Raw genomic sequence first — 18132 nt, forward strand, 5'->3', positions numbered from 1 at the left:
GTTGAACCATCGCCCCAAAGGGGAGGGGCCGCATGGTCCATGCAGACTATGATTGTTGACGTATGGAAACGGCCTGTTGCCGACAGCATTCGGGGCGCCGCAGCGCCCCGAATTTCATTTGATTTCAGATGGTTAATGCGGTGTCAGCGGCTCTGTGCCACCGCCCGGTCGACCACGGGTTCGGCCGCGCGGTGCCGGGCGTAGCCCTTTTCCGGCAACAACCAGGCGGCGAGGGCGGGCAGCAGGAAAATCGCCCCGAAGACATTCACCAGGAACATGAAGGACAGCAGGATGCCCATGTCGGCCTGGAACTTCAGCGCCGAGAAAGCCCAGGTGAAGACGCCGACCGACATGGTGATGGCGGTGAACAGGGCGGCGGTGCCGCGCTGCTTCATCGCCTCGTAGAAGGCCTGGCGCAGGGGGCGGCCCTCGTGGCGCATCTCGTGGATCAGGCGCTCGTAGATATAGATGCCGTAATCGACACCGACGCCAACCCCGAGCGCGATCACCGGCAGGGTCGAGACCTTCAGCCCGATGCCGAGCCGCGCCATCAGCGCGTTGCAGAAGATCGAGACGATGGTCAGCGGCACGATGATGCAGATCACCGCCTGCACGCTGCGGAAGGTGAGGAAACAGAGCAGCGAGATCGCGCCGAAGATCGACAGTAGCATCTCGAGCTCGGCTTCCTCCACCGCCTCGTTGGTGGCGGCGGCGACGCCGACATTGCCGAAGGCGAGGCGGAAGGTGACGCCCGGCGTCTTCTCGGCGTCGAGGAAGCGCTTCACTTCCTCGACCACATGGGCGACCAGGGCGCCGTCGTGGTTCTTCAGGAAGATGTCGACCTTCATCGCCTGGCAGCCCTCGGTGTTGAGGCCGATGTCCGGATTATAGGCATAGCCGCCGACCGCCAGCCCCTGCGAACTGCGCGGCAGGCCGGCCCAGCGCGGGTTGCCCTCGTTCATGCCGGCGATCACCATCTTGCCGATGGCGGGCACCGACAGCACCGACTGGACGCCGTTGATGCCCCGGGCATAGAGGTCGAAACGGTCGACCGCGGTCATCACCGAATGATCGAGACAGGCTTCGGAGAAGCCGGTCGTTTCGACGATCACGGTCAATATGTCGGTGCCGATGTCGTAACGCGACAGGATCGCGCCGTTATCGACATTATAGCGGTCGGACGGCCAGAGTTCCGGCGCGCCCTGGCCGACGTCGCCGGTCTTCAGGTCGCGCGCATAGACGGCGGACAAGGCGGCAAGCGCGGCCGAGATGGCGAAGACGACGGCCGCGGGCTTTCGCGTCGCCAGCAGGGACAGCGCCCACCAGGACTTCCGCACTTCCTCGCCGTCGTCGACGGCATGGGCGCGCTTGCGGGCCGAAGGCTCGAGGGTGATGAGCGACAGCAGCACCGGCAGGATCATCTTGTTGGTGACGATCATCAGCATCACGCCCATCGAGGCGGTCATGCCCAGTTCGCGCACGATGTCGATCTGGATGCGCATGATGACCAGGAAGCCGAGGCCATTGGTGATGAGCGCGAGGCTGCCCGGCACGAACAGCGCCTGGAACGCCTTGCGCGAGGCATGGATCGAACTGTCGCCGCCGAGGACCGACTGCTTCCAGGCATTGGTCATCTGCACGGCGTGGGACACGCCGATCGAGAAGATGAGGAAGGGCACCAGGATCGAGATCGGGTCGATGCCGGCGCCGACCATGGGCAGCAGCCCGCCCAGCCAGATCACCGGCAGCATGGCGACGACCAGCGACAGGCCGGTGAGCTTCCACGAGCGGCAGTAGAGATAGAGAAGGGCGGTGGTGATCAGGAAGGAAATGCCGAAGAAGGCGATGACGCCGAGCAGGCCGTCGACGATGGCGCCGACGATCATCACGAAGCCGATGACGTTCACCTCGATGTCCGCGCTCTCGTATTTGGCGCGCAGCTCGTCGAGCTTGTTGGCGAGTTCGTAGTAGTTCACCCGCACCGGCTGGCCGCCGGAATATTCCTGCACCTCGAACATGATCATGGCGTCGCGGCCGTCGTTGCCGACGTAGCGGCCGATGATGCCCGCGTCCTCGACGTTGCGGCGCACCTGCGCCAGCTGCTCGTCGGTCTTGGTGAAGGTCTCGGGGATGATGGGGGCGCCGATGAAGCCTTCTTCCGTCACCTTGGTGAAGCGGACGGTCGGCGAGAACAGCGAGGTTACGCGGGTGCGGTCGACGTCGGGCAGGAAGAAGACGTCGCTGGCCAGTTTCTCCATCTCGGTCATGAAGGTCTTGTTGTACATGTCGCCGTCACCCTTCCAGTGCATGTTCAGCACCACCCGGTTGTGACCGGGGAAGATGGTGGCGTACTTCATGAAGTCCTGCATGAAGGGATGATGGCTCGGGATCAGCTTCAGGAAGCCGGGATCGAGCTGGATGTTGCGCGCCTCGTAGCCGAGGAAGCCGGTGATGCCGATGGCGAGCACGAGAACGACGAAGCGCAGGCGCAGCAGGAGATTGGAACAGGCCTCGACCAGGCGCTGGCCCGATGTGCGGGGGGCGGCGTGCGAATGAGTTCCGGCCATGTCACTGTCCCCCGGCCAGCGCCGCGACGGTGCGGCCCAGCGTCAGTTCGGAAATTCCCTTTTCGCCGCCCAGCATCAGGCGGCCCGGCGCGATCTCGATGCCCGCGACGAGGCTGTCGCGGCCGCCGATGCGCTCGATGCCGAAGCTCTTTCCGCCATCGGTCGAGACCAGTACGGTGCTGCCCTGACCGAGGAGGACGACGCGCCCGTCGGCGGTCTTCAGGCCGCCGAACAGCGAGGTTTCGGCGCCGGTCTTGATCTCGCTCCAGCTGTCGCCGAAATCGTCGGTGCCGAAGACATGGCCGAGCAGGCCGAAGGCGACCCAGCGCGAGGGGCCCGCCTGCACGACACCATAGAGCGAGCCGTTGTAGGGCAGCTGCACCATGTCCCAGGTCGCGCCGCCGTCCCGGCTGCGCAGCACCTGCGCCATTTCGCCGGCGATCATGGCCTTGCCGTCGTCGGCGCAGGCGATGCCGTTCAGATGCGGCTCGTCCGGCAGGTCGACGGCGACCGGCTCGAAACTGGCGCCGTCGTCGGTCGAGCGCAGCAGGCGGCCGAAACTGCCGGCGGCGATGATCGTACCCGTGCTGGTGCGGCAGACCGCGAACAGCGGATCGGAGGATTCGGCTTCGGCCCGCACCGGGGTCCAGGTCTCGCCCGCATCGTCGCTGCGCAGGACGACACCGTCATGGCCGACGGCCAGCGCGATCTTGCCGCCCACGGCCGCGACCTGGGTCAGGGTGGCGTCCAGCCTCGTGATGCCGGCGCCCGGCCCGATGCGCGCGTCGCGCCAGTGTTGGCCGGTATCGTCGCTGATCAGGATGTGACCGCTTTCACCGACGGCGATCAGCCGCTCGCCGATCATGGCGATCCCGTTGATGCGCAGGCGCGTCGGGTTGGTCTCGGTCGCGGGGAAGTGGGGCAGGCTGCGCGGGTAGAAGGCGTAGACGGCGATGACGCCGATCAGCATCGCCATGAGAATGCCCAAAGATTTCCTGGCCATCTAGCCGCTCTCCTCCCCCTGCCGGCGGCTTTGCCGCGCGGACGGCCGCGTGTTCGTGACAGGCGCGCCTTTTTTGCCAATCTAATCCGCGCCCTTGCCTGCTTCCAATGAGCATTGGCGCAGGATCGGGGGGTATCGCCGGCATCGACCGAGGCTCGAAAAGACCGTTGACCGACGATACGCCCCCGCCCTTGGTCACCCAGGAGGCGGGACCCGGGTGCTCAAACCGTATCAGCCGCCGAGGCGGTGGCCCCAGTGGCTCGGCGTCGTCGTCTCGAACACCTGATGGTTGGTCCAGTCCTTCACCACGCCGCCCCAGCCATATTCGAGGGCGAAGTTGCCCGGGGTGACGATGTAGAAGGAAATCATGTCGTCGTTGACGTGACGGCCGAGGCTCATCACCACCGGCACCTGATATTGCGCCACGCGGTCGAGGGCGCGGCCGACCTCGTCGATGCTGTCGACCTCGATCATCACATGGATGCAATTGGCCGGGCTCGGCATTTCCGCGAGGGCGAGGGAATGCTGACGCGGGTTGCAGTGATAGAACTGGATGCGCAGCGGCGGCATCCCCGGCAGCATGGAAATCTTCAGGATGTCGGACAGGCCGAATTCCGCGACCTCGGTCCAGAACTTGTGGGTTTCCTCGAAGGCGAAGGGCGCCGGCAGCACGACATGGCCAAGACCCATGCCCTCGGTCACGAAGCCCGAGACGCCGATCGGCGACTGGAAGCGCGCGAAGTCGGAGATCGGACCCCAGTAGACTTCATGCTTGTTGCCCGAGGGATCGGCGAAGGTGAAGAATTCCTGGACATAGCGGATGGCGGCGTCTTCGGCGCTGCCATCGGTAATCTCCACGCCCTTGCTGGCGAGGGTCTCGCGCGCGGTGCGATAGGCGATCTGGTCCTGCACTTCCCAGCCCGAGGCGATCAGGCCATCCTCGGCGGCGGGCAGGATCAGGAAGCGGAAGCGGCGCGCATCCATTTTCAGGTGCAGGCGACCGTCCGGCGCATCCTCGGCCATCAGGCCGAGCACTTCGGTCGCGAACTGCCGCCACTTGGCATTGTCGGTCGAGCCGACGACGACATAACCCAATTCCCGGATCGACACGCTTTCCTCCACCGTCTTGTTCGGGTCTTGCGCCCTATCGGGCCGTTACCCTTCTCGTTCCCTGACCCTAGACGAACGGGCAAGCCGATCATCGTCTGCATGGACTACGGCGAAGGCAGACCTATTCGGGGAAGGCGACTTTCACCTTGTCGGTCAGCGGCAGGGCCTGGCAGGCGAGAATCCAGCCCTCGGCGAGGTCGGTCTTGTCGAGAACGCTGTTCTTCGACATCTTCACCTCGCCCGCTTCCAGCTTGCACATGCAGGCGCTGCAGCTGCCCATGCGGCAGGAGTGAGGGGCCTGGATGCCGGCCTCGAGCATGATGTCGAGCAGGTGGCGCGCGGTCGGCCAGGCGATCACATGGGTCTCGCCGTCCAGCACGATCTCGGCTTCCGCGCGGGGGCCGCTTTCGGCCGCCTTGGCGGCGGCCTCGATGGCGGCGACGGCGGCGATGGGATCGCCGTCGAGCGAGATGAATTTCTCGAGATGGATCCGGCCCCGCTCGACCCCGAGGGCGTTGAGCGCGGCGGTGACGCCGTCCATGAACGGCCCCGGGCCGCAGATGAAGGCGTCATGCGTCGGCGCATAGGGCTGGACGAGGGCGGCGATCTGTTCGGGCGAGGGCAGGCCTTGCACCGATTCCAGCCAGTGCAGCACGGTCAGCCGGCCGGGGTTGTCGGCGGCGAGGCGGCGCAGTTCGGCGGCGAAGATCACCGACTTCTCGTCCCTGTTGGCATAGACGAGGACGATGTGGCCCTGGCCCTTCAGCAGGGCGGACTTCAGGATCGACATGACCGGCGTCACGCCGCTGCCACCGGCGAAGAGCAGCAGGTCGCGATTGAGGGTCTTCGGCGTGAAGACGCCCGCCGGGGGCAGTACGTCGACGGTATCGCCGACACGCAAGGCGTCACACACCCAGTTGGAGGCGCGGCCGCCCGCGACCCGCTTCACCGTGACCTTGTGCGCTTCCCCGGTGAAGGGCGACGAGGCGAGGGAATAGCAGCGGGCGACCGCGGACTCGCCCTCGCCGATGCGAAGGGTGAGGAACTGGCCGGGCTTGTAGGCGAAACGCTCGCGCAAGGACTCGCCCACCTCGAAGACGACGGACCGGGCATCCGGCGTCTCCTCGACGATGGCGGCGATTTTCAGGGAGTGATACTGCAGCGGCTGCATGGTTCCGGCCCGGCCCTAAGTCTTGAGGAATGCCCCCGGCGCGGGGCCGGGGGCGGCAAGGATCAGATGAAGAAGTCCTTGTTGTCGAGACCCAGCAGCACGCCGCCCCAGTTGCGCCCGATCGAATCCGACTGGTTGGCGGCATGGGCCTTGCCGGTCGAAATGTCGCGGAAGATGCGCGAGAAGGGCAGGCCGTTGAACACCGCGGCGCCGCCGCCCGCCTTGAAGATGCGCTGGGCGAGGTTGATGCAGCGCTCCGGCACGTCGGCCGACTGGAAGCGATACATCATGCGTTCCTCGATCGTGGTGAATTCGCCCTTCACCGCGTCGTCGTACATCTTGCCGATGTTGCGGTGGAGGAGGACTTTCATCTCGTCGATGGCCGACAGGGTCTCGGCGATGACGAGCTGCGCCGTCGCGTCTTCCGCCGTCTTGGCGCCGGTCACGGTCACGCGCTTCGCCGCGTATTTGATGAAGGCGTCGATCATCGCCTGCAGGGCGCCGATGGTCGAGGTCGAGACCGAGCGGATGAAGACCTGGGCGAAGGGCATCCGGTAGATCGGCGAGGTGTTGATGGCATTGCCCGGGCTCATGCACATCAGGGCGTCGGCCATCTTGTGGGTGCGATATTCGGGGATGAAGACATCCTCGACCACGATGTCATGGCTGCCGGTGCCGCGCAGGCCGTGGGTGTCCCAGGTGTCGACGATCTTGTAGTCCTTGCGCGGCAGCAGGAAGGTGCGCGCGTCCATGTTGCCGCTGTCGGGATCGACCATGCCGCCGAGGAAGATCCAGTCGCAATGCTCGCAGCCCGACGAGAAGCGCCAGCGGCCCGAGAAGCGGTAACCGCCCTCGACCGGCATGGCCTTGCCGACCATCATATAGGTCGAGGAGATGAGGACCGAGGTGTCCTGACCCCAGACATCCTGCGCCGCCTGATCGTCGAACAGCGCCATCTGCCAGTTGTGGCAGCCGATCACGCCGTAGCACCAGGCCGACGACATGTCGCCCTCGGCGAGGGTCATCAGCACGTCGAAGAACACGCCCGGGTGCATTTCATAGCCGCCCCAGCGCTTGGGCTGCAGGATGCGGAACAGGCCGGCGGCCTGGAAGTCGGCGATGGTCTCGTCGAGCACGCGGCGCTGCTTCTCGGTTTCCGCCGCGCGTTCGCGCAGGACGGGGACGAGGGCGCGCGCCCGCGCCACCATGTCCGCCGCCGTGGGTACCTGCAGATTGACGTCGCTGCTTCCGTCCATGTCTCGATCCTTCCCGTGTCTTCGTGCGCCAAGGCCGCGAAGACGCGACCTCCAGGCTTTGGCCGGATCATGGGTGCGGGGGGCGGGGGGCGGCATCGTCTGTTAGGACTAAGCATCCGGCGCCCCTTCATCTCCCCCAAGCAGACGATGGCGAACTTGCGACGCAGGGCCAAATTCGGCTCTATTGAGACGAGCGGCAGGGTGCCCCGCACCGCGCCGACAGTATCCGAGGACCGAATTCCATGGCCGAAGCCCCCGTACAGCCCCCCGCCGAACTCGTCGCCGCCTTCAAGGGCGCGATGCGCCGCCTGGCGGCCACCGTCACGATCATCTCGACCGGCGAGGGTGGCGAGCGCCAAGGCATGACCGCGACGGCCGTCACCTCGGTGACCACCGATCCACCGGCCATCCTCGTCTGCGTGAACCAGAGCGCCAGCCTGCACCCCGTGATGGCCAGCGGCACCCGCTTCTGCGTGAACCTGCTGAAGGATGCCCATGCCGAGGTCGCCGGCGCCTTTGGCGGCAAGCTGCAGGGCGCGGCCCGCTTCACCGCCGGGGAATGGTCGGACAACGAAACGGGCGTGCCCTTTCTGACCGATGCCCAGGCCAATATCTTCTGCACCGTCGACGCCCTGATGATCTATGGCACCCACACGATCTTTGTCGGCAAGGTCGACGAGGTTCGACTTTTCGGCGACATCGCGCCCCTGATCTATCAGGATGGACGCTACATCAAGGCGAGCTGACGCCGGCATCCTTCCCGACGCTCGGCCGCCACGGCTTCGTGGTTGCGTTCGGAGCGTTGCGTCATGGAAAAACTGTGGGGGGCCGTCGTCGGCACGGCCCTCGTGTTGCGTACCATGTTTTCCACCCCGCCCCGCCGGCTGGCGCTCGACGCCCGGCTGGCCTTGGTGGCACGCACCGCGCCCCTTGCCCGGCCGCTGAACATCCGCTGGGACGAACGGCAGATCCCCGTCATCGAGGCGGAAACGGACGCGGACCTGTTCACCGGCCTTGGCCTCGTCCATGCCCATCTCCGCCTCGGCCAGATCGAGATCATGCGCCGGGTCGCCCTTGGCCGGGTGGCGGAAATGGCGGGGCCGCTGGCGCTCGGTCTCGACCGTTCCTTGCGCCTGTTCGGTTTTCGCGACGCGGGCCCCGCGACCATCGCCGCGATGCCGGCGGAAACCCGCCGCCTGATCGGGTGTTTTCTTGAAGGTTACAATCACCAGCTGATGAACGGCGGCGAGCTGCCGCCCGAATGCGCCCCTCTCGCCATCGGGCGGGAGCCGTGGAACCTGGCCGATTTCCTCGCCTACAGCCGGCTGATGGCGGCGGATTCGCATTGGCTGTCGTGGGGCCGCCTGCTCAAGGCGCGGGACCGGCTGCCCGGCGACGAATGGGCCGCGCTGTGGCGCCGGCTGAAGGCGGCGGGCATCTCCGCGCCCGCGGTCGATGGCGCGGGTGCCCTTCTCGGCGGGCGCGCCGGGCTCGGCAGCAATTCCTTCGCCGTATCGGGCAAGCGCACGGAAAGCGGCGCCGGTCTCATCGCCAGCGACCCTCATCTCGCCATCGGCCTGCCGAGCCCCGTTATGGCGGTCGGTGTGGCGTCGCCCGGATTTCATGCCGCCGGTCTGATGATGCCGGGCCTGCCGTTCTTCCCGGTCGGGCGTAACCGGAACTTGGCCTGGGGCGGCACCAATCTCTATGCCCAGACCAGCGACCTGTTCGATGCCGCCGACCTGCCCATCGAGACGACGACGGAGGTCTTCCGCGTGCGCGGGGGGCGCGACCGGGTGCTGCCGCTGCGGCGCTGTGCCCTCGGCCCCATCGTCTCGGACGGGCCTTTGCTGGCGTCGAAATCGACCCTCGCCCTGCGCTGGACCGGCCACGGCGCGGGCGAGGAATTCACCGCCATGCTGGCGGCGGCGCGGGCCCGCACGGCGGAGGATTTCCGCGCCGCGCTCGACGGTTTCGCGCTGCCCGGCCTCAACATCACCCACGCCGGGCGGGACGGCCGGATCGGCCACCTGCGGGCCGTTCACGTTCCCCGCCTGCGGGCCGGCGATCCCGCCGACCTCGTGCTGCCGCCGGCCGCCGCCTGGCCGCTGGCGGATCTTGCGCGGGGACGCGACTTACCCTCCAGCCTCGATCCGGCGAAGGGCGTCGTCGTCTCGGCCAACGAGCCGCCGCCGCCGGGCGGTATCGCCATCGGGCATTTCTTCGCCCCCCGCGACCGGGCGGAGCGGATCGCCCAGCTGCTGGCGGCGCGGGACCGGATCGGCCCGGACGACCTGCGCCGCATCCAGCGCGATGTCGTCCATGCCCCGGCGCTTGCGCTACGCGACCTGTTGCTGGACCTTGGCGCCGGCAGCGGGCGAAAGCCGGCGGCGCAGCGCCTGTTCGACCTGATCGCCGGCTGGAACGGCGCTTACGACGCGGGCAGCGCGGGCGCGGCGGCCTTCGAGGTGACGCTGGCCCTCCTCGCGCGGCGCGCTACCGGGCCGCTACAGCGCGCCGCCTATGACGCCCTGCGCCAGTCGCGCCGCCTGATCGCCGAGGATTTGCAAGCCCTGCCGCGCGAGACCCTGGTCCCGGCCTTCGAGAAGGCCCTGGCCAAGGCCGCCCGCCGCCTGCCGCCGGGCACGGTCTGGGGCGATATTCACCGGCTGCGCCCGGGTCATTTCCTGTCCGGCCTGCCGCGCATCGGCCGCTACTTCCGCGCCGCCGATCTGTCCTCGCCGGGCGGCAACGACACTGTGGCCAAGGCGGCCTTCGGCCTGGCCTGCGGGCGCCATCATGTCGGCTTCGGCGCCGCCGTCCGCCATCTCGCCGACCTCGGTGACGAGGACGGTCATTTCGTCTGTCTTCTGGGCGGGCAGGACGGCTGGTTCGGCAGCACGACGGCGATGGACCAGATCGCCCTCTGGCAGGCCGGCGGCAGTGTTCAGCTGCCCCTGCGGCCGGAGACGGTGGCCCGGCTCTTCACCCGGGTAACGAGGATCGAGCCGCTATGACCCGCCACCCTCGCGCTTGGGCACGAGACGCCAGCTCGGCAGGGTGCCGCGCTTCGCCGCCTTCCGGTCCTGCAGGGTGAGAAAGGCGCGGTAAAGCGCGAGGTCGACCCGGTCGAGAATGCGGAAGGGCAGGCCGGGCAGGGGATTGAACGGGTTGGTCCGGCACATCGACCAGATTTCCAGCCGGCTCGACGGGCGTAAGGTCGAATCGCCCCGCCGGTGCAGGCCGACCGTATCGGCCACGACCAGCGTGTTCTTCCGGACCGAAAACGCCTTGGGCGCCGGCAGGCCGAGGGCGGGAAGATCGGCCTCCGCCACCCGGAAGGAGCCGCGGGCGGAATAGCTGTCGGTCGATTTTGCCTCGGTGATGCTGCGCCGGTATTCGTATTTCAGCCGCTGCCAGGTCACCCGCTGCGAGCCGGGGACATAGGTGAAGGGGCCGTTGCTTTCGTCCACGTCATCGAGGAACAGCCAGGCCTTCATGGTCGGCTGGAACGTGTCGGCATGGATATTGGTCTGCGGATCGGGCCGGCCGGGCAGCAGGCCGGCCCGGATGTTCTGCACCCAGTGACCCGGCACCCGGAAGCGCCCGGCGACATAGGACAGAAGCCCGCGATAGCGCCGATCCTCGATCAGGCGGCGGGTGGCGGGCAGGCGCGCCAGTGTCTCGGCGTCGAGCAGCACGCGCCAGGTGATCGTGTCGCCCTGATGGCATTCGCGGGCGGGCTCGTTCATCGCCCGCACCTCGGCCTCCAGCGCGGCGAAATCCTCCGCCGGCAGGAAATCGGTTTTCAGGATGAAACCGTCGCGGCGCAGGGCGTCCCGGTCTTCCGGCGCGACCAGGGCGGCCAGCAGCAGGCGGCGGAAGGCCATGACCCGGTCCGCCAGCACCACCCGGACGACATGAAGCCCGAGCCGGTTCAGAAAGGCGCTGCCGATCACCGGATTGCCGGCGAAGGATTTGGCGCCGGTCGCGACGGCCAGCGCCTGAAAGGGCAGGAGGAGGATCTGGCGGGCGTTCATGGGGTATCGTCCCTGTTACGTCGGCGCAGCCTAGACCCACCGGCGCCCGGCACAAAGCGGCACGGTGCCGCGCCTCAGTCGTCGAAGTGTTCGATCACGTCGATGAAGCGGTCGGCATAGCGCTCCAGCTTGGCCTGACCGACGCCGGGGATCATGGCGAAACTGTAATGGTCCAGCGGCCGCCGCTCGGCGAGGGCGATCAGCGTCGTATCGTGGAAGATGACATAGGGCGCGACGCCCTGTTCCTTGGCGAGTTCGAGGCGAAGGGCGCGCAGGGCGCCGAACAGGCTGCCCGCCGCGCTGTCTTCCGCCGGGCGCTCCACCGGGCCGCGCTTCGTACCGCGCCTCGGCGCCGCGACGGGGGCGGGCTCGTCGCGCAATTCGACCTTGCGCTCGCCCCGCAGCACGGGCCAGGAATCGCCATTGAGGACGAGGGCGCCGTGCCGCTCCAGATCGACCTCGAGGAGGCCGAGGGCGGCGAGCTGGCGGATCACGCTGCGCCAATGGCTGGCGGGCTTGTCCTTGCCGGCGCCGAAGGTCTTGATCTCGTTGTGACCCTGGCTCTTCACCTTCTCGGTCTCATGGCCGGTCAGCACGTCGATGACATGGACCGCGCCATAACGCTGGCCGGTGCGGTAGAGGCAGGACAGGACCTTCTGCGCATCTTCCGTGCCATCGCGGGTCTTCACCGGCGACAGGCAGGTATCGCAATTGCCGCAGGGCTTGGTGTCGGTCTCGCCGAAATAGGACAGCAGGACCTGACGCCGGCAATGGGCGGTCTCGCAAAAGCCGAGCAGGGCTTCGAGCTTGCTGCGCTCCACCCGCTTGTGATCCTCGCCCGCGTCGGAGCCGGCCATCAGCTGGCGCAGCCGCGCGACATCCTCGATGCCATAGAACAGCAGGGCTTCCGAGGGCAGGCCGTCGCGCCCGGCGCGGCCGGTTTCCTGATAATAGGCCTCGATCGTTTTCGGCAGATCGAGGTGGACGACGAAGCGGACGTCCGGCTTGTCGATGCCCATGCCGAAGGCGATGGTCGCGACCATGATCACGCCGTCTTCCTTCAGGAAGCGATCGTGGTTCTTCGCCCGCACCGCGCGGTCGAGGCCGGCGTGATAAGGCAGGGCGGGGTAGCCCTGGGCCTGGCACCATTCGGCCATGGTCTCGACCTTGGCCCGGCTCATGCAGTAGATGATGCCGGCCTCGCCTTTACGGCTGTCGAGGAAGCGTTTCAGGGCGGCGCGGGGCTCCAGCTTCGGCGTCACCGTATAGCGGATGTTCGGCCGGTCGAAGCCGGCGAGGAACAGGGGCGCGTCCTCGATGCCGAGGCGGGCGGCGATGTCGCGCCGGGTCGGCCCGTCGGCGGTCGCGGTCAGGGCGATGCGCGGCACCGAAGGATAGCGCCGGTGCAGCACTTCGAGCTGCAGATATTCCGGCCGGAAATCATGGCCCCATTGCGAGACGCAATGCGCCTCGTCGATGGCGAAAAGCGCCAGCGGCGATTCGTCGAGCAAGTCGAGGAACCGCTCGGTCAGCAGCCGCTCCGGCGCGACATAGAGAAGGTCGAGTTCGCCGGCACGCAGCGCCCGCTCGACCTGCCTTGCCTCGGCGGCGTCGAGGGCGGAATTCAGCGCGGCGGCGCGCACGCCCAGCTGGCGCAGCGCCTCGACCTGATCCTGCATCAGGGCAATGAGGGGCGAGACGACGATGCCGACACCCGGCCGGCACAGCGCCGGCACCTGATAGCACAGGGATTTGCCGCCGCCCGTCGGCATGACGACGAGGCAATCGCCCCCGCCGACGACATGGGCGACGATCTCCGCCTGCCGGCCCCGGAAGGCCTCGAAACCGAAGGTTTCGCGCAGGACATGGACAGGATCGGCGGGGCGGGCGGACATGCAGCGCTTATAGAAGGCGGCGCACCGCCTGCCAACACCCCTTGCCCCCTTTCTTCGCAAGGGGCGGCGGCTTAAACATGAGGTCATGACCGAGACGATCGACATCGCCGCCGGCCCCTGGTCGGCCCGCATCCTGCGCTTCGGCGCCGAACTCGCCGCCCTCTCGTATCGGGGCTGGGGCGATATCCTGTGGCCGGCGACGGACCCCTGGCGCCGCCATGCCCCGAACCTGTTTCCCATCGTCGGCAAGCTGGCCGGAGACCGCCTGCGCCATGGCGGGCAGGTCTACAGCTTCGGCCAGCACGGCTTCGCCCGCGACCGGGATTTCACGGTGATCGAGGCGGGCGTTGATCATTGCCGCCTCCGCCTGAGCGACGACGATGAAACAAGGGCGCGCTATCCCTTCGCCTTCACCCTCGATCTCGTCTACCGGATCGACGCTTCGGGGCTGAGTGTCACCTATGAGGTCGGCAATCCGGGGGGCGAGGTTCTGCCCGCCTCGGTCGGTGCCCATCCCGCCTTCCTGTGGCCGCTCGATCCCGGCGCGGCCAAGACGGCGCATCATCTGCTGTTCGACGAGGCGGAGCCGGCGCCGGTGCGCCGTCTCGAAGGGGGCTTGCTGTCGCCCACCTTGCACGAAACGCCGATCCGGGGCCGTCGCCTCGATCTGGCGGACGCGCTTTTCGTCGACGATGCCCTGATCCTCGATGCGCCGGTCAGCCGGGGGCTCGTGTTTGGCGGGCCGGGGCGGGCGATCCGTTTTTCCTGGGCGGGCTTCGGGCAGCTCGGCCTGTGGATGAAGCCGGGGGCCGGCTGGCTCTGCATCGAGCCGTGGGCGGGTTTCGCCAGTCCGCTCGGTTTCGATGGTGAATTCGCGGACAAGCCCGGCGTCTTTCTGGTGGCGCCGGGCGAGACCCGCGAATTCTCCTACCGGGTAGAGGCCATTTCTCCCGGTGCCTGAGGGTTCCCCCTCGCCCCCGGGGGGTGAGAGGGCGAGGGGAAAATCTCAGGGGTTACGCAGCGACCACGACAGTTTGGCGCCGATCAGGGTCGCGTCGGTGCCGGCGTCGCTCTCGCCGGCCGCGCTCACTTCCAGCTTCATGCCATTCTCGAAGGTGTAACCGGCCGAGATTTCGCGCAGGTGATCGGTATAGTCGGCCGCGGGGTCGGTCGAATTGAACTTGCGGATGCCGCCGATCACGGCGACGTCCCACGGCCCCTTGTCGAGTTCGACCGAGGCGGTGACATAATCGGCATTGGTCGCCTTGTCGCCGTCGACATTGTCGAAATGGGCGTATTCGCCGCGCGGCACCAGGCTGACATCGTCGCCGAGGTCGATCGCATATTCGGCGCCAGCCGCGACGCCGGTCTGGCGCGCCGCGCCCGGCGTGCCGTTGCCGAGCGATTCGAAACTGACATAGGCGGTCAGATCGGGGATCGCGGCGAGGCCGAACATGTTCACGTCGGCGGTGAAATTATTGAGATCTCCGGTGTTGTAGAGACCGCCCTGATCGCGGGTGAAGCGGCGCGGCCGGTCGGTGCGCGGATTGGTGCCATTGGGCCGGGTGAACAGGCTTTCCGACAGGAAGGTGGTGTCGAGGGTGAAGGCCGCGGCCTTCAGCTCGTAGTGACCGACCCGATCATTGCCGAAATCGGCGATGCCGCCGACGCCGTCCGCCTCGGTCAGTTCGTAGTCGCCCGCGAAATCCGTGCCGTAGATGCCGGGGGCATTGTCATAGGCGCGGCCGAACAGCGGATCGAACTTGCCGGCATAGATGCCGGCGACATCGGTGCGGTACTGGGCATAGAGCTGTTCGAGATAGAGCCCGTTGTTGGCGAAGAAACGGTCGCCGTCCGGGGTCATCAGGGGCTCCAGCACCAGCTGGGACTTGATGCCGAATTCCGGGGTCAGGAACAGGCCGGTTTCCTGTTCCACCTTCAGGTGCATGTCGTCGTAAGTGCCGGTCGCCTTGTCGCTGTTGCGGACGATGCCGTCGTTCTGGACCTCCAGCGAGGTTTCCGAGTTCAGCATCGGAAAGCTGCCGTCAGCGAAAGCGGCGAGTGGCGCGAGGAGGGCGATGCCCCCTGCGAGGAATGACAGGGATTTCATGATCTGTGCCCCTTCGCCGATCAGTTCATCAGCTTCGAGGCGTCTTTCATGATGTCGCGGCATTCCCGCTCGTCATGTTCCGCGGTGAGTTCCAGATTGGCGCGGTCGACCAGGGTGGTCAGTTCCTGGGCCTTGTCCTTGTCGGTCATGCCGGCGGCGGCGGCCTTTGCCGCCGAAATATCGGCGGCGCAATCGGCGAAGGCAGGGGTGGCGCCGGCCAGCGCCAGCATGAGCACGATGAAACGCATCAGGTCTTCCTTCCAAACGCATCCTCACGGATGGGCTGGACGGGAGACTGGCCGACGCCCCCTTACGCCGACCTTACGAGCGGCCGGGCAACATGCGGCGCAGCACGTCGTCGCGCTGGACGAAGTGGTGCCACAGGGCGGCGGCGACATGCAGGCCGACGGCGATCACGATCAGATTGCCCAGCACTTCATGGGCGCCGAAGGCGAGATCGGCCATGCCCTCGTCCTTGGCGACGAGATCGGGCACGGGAATGCCGAACAGCAGGGCCGACCCGCCGTTCGCGTTGGTCGCGACCCAGCCCGCGATCGGCATCACGATGAGCGCGGCATAAAGCGCGAGGTGAAGACCCTTGGCGGCCAGATCGGTCAGCCCGTTGCCGGCCGATTCGACCCCGCCGAGGGCGAAGCGCAGCACCGGCCGGATCAGCGCCAGCACGAAGACGACAAGGCCGAGGGACCGGTGCAGGTCGATGAGGCCGGTCTTGAATGGCCCGGCCTCGAAGCTGTCGATGCTCCAGGCGATGCCGAACAAGGCGACGATGAGCAGGACGACGGTCCAATGCATCAGTTTCACGGCGGCGGGTATCGGAAGGCGAGAGGTCATGGTCGGTCCTTTGCTGACGGGTTCCAGTCTACAGTGAAAACAGCCCCCCCGCCCGGTCGATCGCCGACGCTCAGGTCGGCACCGTGCTGGCGGGCGATGGCGGAAGCGATGACGAGGCCAAGGCCGCTGCCCTGACGGCCGCCCGGCTTGGTGCCGGACCAGAAGCGCTCGAAGATGCGCGTGCGCAGCTCGGCCGGAACGCCCGGGCCGCTGTCGGCGACGCTGATGGCGTGATCGTCGATGGCGATATCGACAGCGGCGCCGCGCGGGCTGTGTTCCAGGGCATTCTCGATCAGGTTGGCGATCATGCCGTGCAGGGCGGCGCGATTGCCGGTCAGGGCGAAGTCGTCCCGGCCCTCGATGCCCAATTCGACGCCGAGCGAGAAGGCAAGTGGCAGCAGGGCCTCGACCGCGTCTTCGGCGAGGGCGCGCACCTGAAGCGATTCGGCGGGCCCGGCATAGAGACCGGCCTCGGCCCGCGCGGCGGCCAGCATCTGCCGCACCAGCCGCTCCAGCCGGTCGAGATCGCCGCGCAGGCCGGCGGCGAGGGGGCCTGCGTCGGCGCCGGCCTGGTCGAGGCGGGCGACGGCGATGGCGAGGGGGGTGCGCAACTGATGCGCCGCCTCGGCGGTGAAACGGCGCTGGCTTTCGATGGCGGCTTCCAGCCGGTCGACCATGCCATCGACCGCCTGCACGAGGGGCAGCAGTTCGCGCGGAATACCCGGCCGGTCGAGGCGAAGGCCGGGTGCCGAAGGGCCGATGGCGCGCGCGGTGTTCGAGACTTCGGAAACGACGGCGAGGCTGCCGCGCAGGGTGGCGACACCGATCAGGCCGGCGATCAGGGTGAAGGGGATGCCGACGAAGAGCAGATCGTCCGTCGCCTCGTCCGCCATCAGGCCCAGCAGTTCATCGTCTGGATTCAGCCCTTCGATCACGGCGACGATCAGCGGTTGGCCGCCGACCGTGCGATGGGCGGCGAGGCCGTCGCGCATGACCGGGCGGTCGGGGCCGGTCGCGGGCGGGCGGTACTGGAAGAAGCCCTCGCCCTTGGCCGGCAGGCGGGCGGCGATGCCGGCGGCATCGGCCCCGGGCGACCGGGCGATGGCCCGTCCGCTCTCGTCCCAGACGGCGAAAATGGGCGCGGTCTCGCCACCCGAATAGGCCGGGGGCGCGCCCGCGGGCAGGTCGGCGGCCAGCGTGTCGAGCTGGGTCTTCAGGCTCAAGCGGTCGAAGGCGGGACCGACCGCCTGGATACGGAAGATGGCGAAGCCGATGCCGGCGATCATGGTCACCAGAAACAGGGCGCCGATGCGCAGGGCCAGCCGGCGCTGAAGCGACGGATACCTCATGAGGCGGGCTGCAGCAGGTAGCCGAGGCCACGCACGGTCACGATCATGCAGTCGCATTGCGCCAGCTCCAGCTTGCGGCGCAGCCGGTGCATCAACACCTCGATGGTGTTGGAGCCGATGATCGTGTCAGCGTCGTAGAGGCCATGTTCGAGCTGGGCGCGGCGCACGACCTTGCCCGACCGGCGCAGCAGGATTTCCAGCGCATTGCATTCAAGGGGGGACAGGGACAGCGGCCGCCCGTCGGCGCTCGCCACCCGCTCGCCCGGGTCGAACAGCAGATTGCCAAGGCCGATCAGCGGCGATACCGAAAGCGCGGGCCGGCGCAGCAGGGCGCGCAATCGGGCGACCAGTTCGCTCAGGGCGAAGGGCTTGGCCAGATAATCGTCGGCACCGGTGTTCAGGCCTTCGATCCGGTCCTCGACCGCGTCGCGCGCGGTCAGCACAAGGACAGGGACCGCGCATTTCCGCCGCCGCAAATCGCGCAGCAGGCCAAGGGCATCGCCATCCGGCAGGCCGCGGTCGAAGATCATGGCGTCGTAATCGTAAAGTCCGGCCATGTCCCCGGCCTCGGCGAGGCTGGCGGCGCGGTCGACGCTGAAGCCGGCCTGGCCGAGGCCGGCGGCGACGAGGCCGGCAAGCGTGTCTTCATCTTCGAGCAGCAACAAACGCATCGGAACCGGCCTTGCTACAACCGGGGCGCAGCCTAGGGGCCGTTGCTGACCGTTACCTGACGGCGGCGCCCCTTGCGGAACCGGCCGCCAGCACCCATAAAGGCGGTC

The 18132-nt window shown here is 67.7% G+C and carries 15 protein-coding genes; 3 read left to right on the plus strand and 12 right to left on the minus strand.

The annotated features are described in order from the left end of the window. Window positions 1–143 precede the first annotated feature (143 nt). The 5 genes from DKG74_RS15460 to DKG74_RS15480 all read right to left on the minus strand — a co-directional run bounded on the left by DKG74_RS15460 (window position 144) and on the right by DKG74_RS15480 (window position 7107). Complete coding sequence (locus DKG74_RS15460; protein WP_109907077.1) at window positions 144–2567, minus strand: efflux RND transporter permease subunit; 2424 nt, start codon at window positions 2565–2567, stop codon at window positions 144–146. 1 nt (window position 2568) lies between these two features. Further along, complete coding sequence (locus tag DKG74_RS15465) at window positions 2569–3570, minus strand: WD40/YVTN/BNR-like repeat-containing protein (RefSeq protein WP_133251608.1); 1002 nt, start codon at window positions 3568–3570, stop codon at window positions 2569–2571. 231 nt (window positions 3571–3801) lie between these two features. Further along, window positions 3802–4680 carry a VOC family protein gene (locus DKG74_RS15470; RefSeq protein ID WP_109907125.1) on the minus strand — a complete coding sequence of 293 codons (879 nt, stop codon included), beginning with the start codon at window positions 4678–4680 and terminating at the stop codon, window positions 3802–3804. A 121-nt stretch (window positions 4681–4801) separates the two neighbouring features. Continuing rightward, window positions 4802–5851 (minus strand): ferredoxin--NADP reductase, encoded by a 1050-nt coding sequence (locus DKG74_RS15475; protein WP_109907079.1) that lies wholly within the window; start codon window positions 5849–5851, stop codon window positions 4802–4804. Between the two features lie 62 nt (window positions 5852–5913). Beyond that, on the minus strand, window positions 5914–7107 hold the full coding sequence (locus DKG74_RS15480; protein ID WP_109907080.1) for a flavin-dependent monooxygenase: 1194 nt from the start codon (window positions 7105–7107) through the stop codon (window positions 5914–5916). Between the two features lie 242 nt (window positions 7108–7349). Here DKG74_RS15480 and DKG74_RS15485 point away from each other — a divergent pair, with 242 nt between their 5' ends. Together DKG74_RS15485 and DKG74_RS15490 are read left to right on the plus strand one after the other, a co-directional pair. Continuing rightward, a complete protein-coding gene (locus tag DKG74_RS15485; protein ID WP_207779376.1) occupies window positions 7350–7853 on the plus strand; it encodes a flavin reductase family protein in 504 nt (167 codons plus the stop codon). A 63-nt stretch (window positions 7854–7916) separates the two neighbouring features. Next, window positions 7917–10124 carry a penicillin acylase family protein gene (locus DKG74_RS15490; RefSeq protein WP_109907081.1) on the plus strand — a complete coding sequence of 736 codons (2208 nt, stop codon included), beginning with the start codon at window positions 7917–7919 and terminating at the stop codon, window positions 10122–10124. Here DKG74_RS15490 and DKG74_RS15495 read toward each other — a convergent pair. Then, window positions 10119–11147 carry a phytanoyl-CoA dioxygenase family protein gene (locus DKG74_RS15495; RefSeq protein ID WP_109907082.1) on the minus strand — a complete coding sequence of 343 codons (1029 nt, stop codon included), beginning with the start codon at window positions 11145–11147 and terminating at the stop codon, window positions 10119–10121. The two genes, DKG74_RS15490 and DKG74_RS15495, sit on opposite strands and share 6 nt — an antisense overlap. A 74-nt stretch (window positions 11148–11221) precedes the next feature. Continuing rightward, window positions 11222–13042 carry a DNA helicase RecQ gene (gene recQ, locus DKG74_RS15500; protein WP_109907083.1) on the minus strand — a complete coding sequence of 607 codons (1821 nt, stop codon included), beginning with the start codon at window positions 13040–13042 and terminating at the stop codon, window positions 11222–11224. A gap of 85 nt (window positions 13043–13127) precedes the next feature. On the opposite strand from recQ, the gene DKG74_RS15505 reads away from it, so the two are divergent. Beyond that, on the plus strand, window positions 13128–14003 hold the full coding sequence (locus tag DKG74_RS15505; protein ID WP_109907084.1) for an aldose 1-epimerase family protein: 876 nt from the start codon (window positions 13128–13130) through the stop codon (window positions 14001–14003). A gap of 45 nt (window positions 14004–14048) precedes the next feature. Here the strand turns inward: DKG74_RS15505 and DKG74_RS15510 are convergent, their stop codons facing one another. From DKG74_RS15510 to DKG74_RS15530, 5 genes are all read right to left on the minus strand, one after another. Beyond that, window positions 14049–15152 carry a hypothetical protein gene (locus DKG74_RS15510; RefSeq protein WP_109907085.1) on the minus strand — a complete coding sequence of 368 codons (1104 nt, stop codon included), beginning with the start codon at window positions 15150–15152 and terminating at the stop codon, window positions 14049–14051. 20 nt (window positions 15153–15172) lie between these two features. Continuing rightward, complete coding sequence (locus DKG74_RS15515) at window positions 15173–15400, minus strand: hypothetical protein (RefSeq protein ID WP_109907086.1); 228 nt, start codon at window positions 15398–15400, stop codon at window positions 15173–15175. A 73-nt stretch (window positions 15401–15473) separates the two neighbouring features. Next, on the minus strand, window positions 15474–16004 hold the full coding sequence (locus tag DKG74_RS15520) for a cytochrome b (protein ID WP_109907087.1): 531 nt from the start codon (window positions 16002–16004) through the stop codon (window positions 15474–15476). After that, window positions 16001–17353, minus strand: coding sequence for a sensor histidine kinase (locus DKG74_RS15525; protein ID WP_109907088.1), 1353 nt, complete (start codon window positions 17351–17353; stop codon window positions 16001–16003). The genes DKG74_RS15520 and DKG74_RS15525 overlap by 4 nt, the downstream gene beginning before the upstream one ends. Further along, window positions 17350–18024 (minus strand): response regulator, encoded by a 675-nt coding sequence (locus DKG74_RS15530; RefSeq protein ID WP_109907089.1) that lies wholly within the window; start codon window positions 18022–18024, stop codon window positions 17350–17352. The genes DKG74_RS15525 and DKG74_RS15530 overlap by 4 nt, the downstream gene beginning before the upstream one ends. Window positions 18025–18132 lie beyond the last annotated feature (108 nt).

The sequence above is a fragment of the Zavarzinia aquatilis genome (assembly GCF_003173035.1).
GTDB classification, from domain to species: Bacteria; Pseudomonadota; Alphaproteobacteria; order Zavarziniales; family Zavarziniaceae; genus Zavarzinia; species Zavarzinia aquatilis.

What these genes read in the sequence shown, in the direction of transcription:
- DKG74_RS15505 (WP_109907084.1), top strand. Translation starts at nt 13,128, where the DNA reads ATGACCGAGACGATCGACATCGCCGCCGGCCCCTGGTCGGCCCGCATC.
- DKG74_RS15525 (WP_109907088.1), bottom strand. Translation starts at nt 17,353, where the DNA reads ATGAGGTATCCGTCGCTTCAGCGCCGGCTGGCCCTGCGCATCGGCGCC.
- DKG74_RS15475 (WP_109907079.1), bottom strand. Translation starts at nt 5,851, where the DNA reads ATGCAGCCGCTGCAGTATCACTCCCTGAAAATCGCCGCCATCGTCGAG.
- DKG74_RS15515 (WP_109907086.1), bottom strand. Translation starts at nt 15,400, where the DNA reads ATGCGTTTCATCGTGCTCATGCTGGCGCTGGCCGGCGCCACCCCTGCC.
- DKG74_RS15460 (WP_109907077.1), bottom strand. Translation starts at nt 2,567, where the DNA reads ATGGCCGGAACTCATTCGCACGCCGCCCCCCGCACATCGGGCCAGCGC.
- DKG74_RS15480 (WP_109907080.1), bottom strand. Translation starts at nt 7,107, where the DNA reads ATGGACGGAAGCAGCGACGTCAATCTGCAGGTACCCACGGCGGCGGAC.
- DKG74_RS15495 (WP_109907082.1), bottom strand. Translation starts at nt 11,147, where the DNA reads ATGAACGCCCGCCAGATCCTCCTCCTGCCCTTTCAGGCGCTGGCCGTC.
- recQ (WP_109907083.1), bottom strand. Translation starts at nt 13,042, where the DNA reads ATGTCCGCCCGCCCCGCCGATCCTGTCCATGTCCTGCGCGAAACCTTC.
- DKG74_RS15510 (WP_109907085.1), bottom strand. Translation starts at nt 15,152, where the DNA reads ATGAAATCCCTGTCATTCCTCGCAGGGGGCATCGCCCTCCTCGCGCCA.
- DKG74_RS15465 (WP_133251608.1), bottom strand. Translation starts at nt 3,570, where the DNA reads ATGGCCAGGAAATCTTTGGGCATTCTCATGGCGATGCTGATCGGCGTC.
- DKG74_RS15530 (WP_109907089.1), bottom strand. Translation starts at nt 18,024, where the DNA reads ATGCGTTTGTTGCTGCTCGAAGATGAAGACACGCTTGCCGGCCTCGTC.
- DKG74_RS15490 (WP_109907081.1), top strand. Translation starts at nt 7,917, where the DNA reads ATGGAAAAACTGTGGGGGGCCGTCGTCGGCACGGCCCTCGTGTTGCGT.
- DKG74_RS15520 (WP_109907087.1), bottom strand. Translation starts at nt 16,004, where the DNA reads ATGACCTCTCGCCTTCCGATACCCGCCGCCGTGAAACTGATGCATTGG.
- DKG74_RS15485 (WP_207779376.1), top strand. Translation starts at nt 7,350, where the DNA reads ATGGCCGAAGCCCCCGTACAGCCCCCCGCCGAACTCGTCGCCGCCTTC.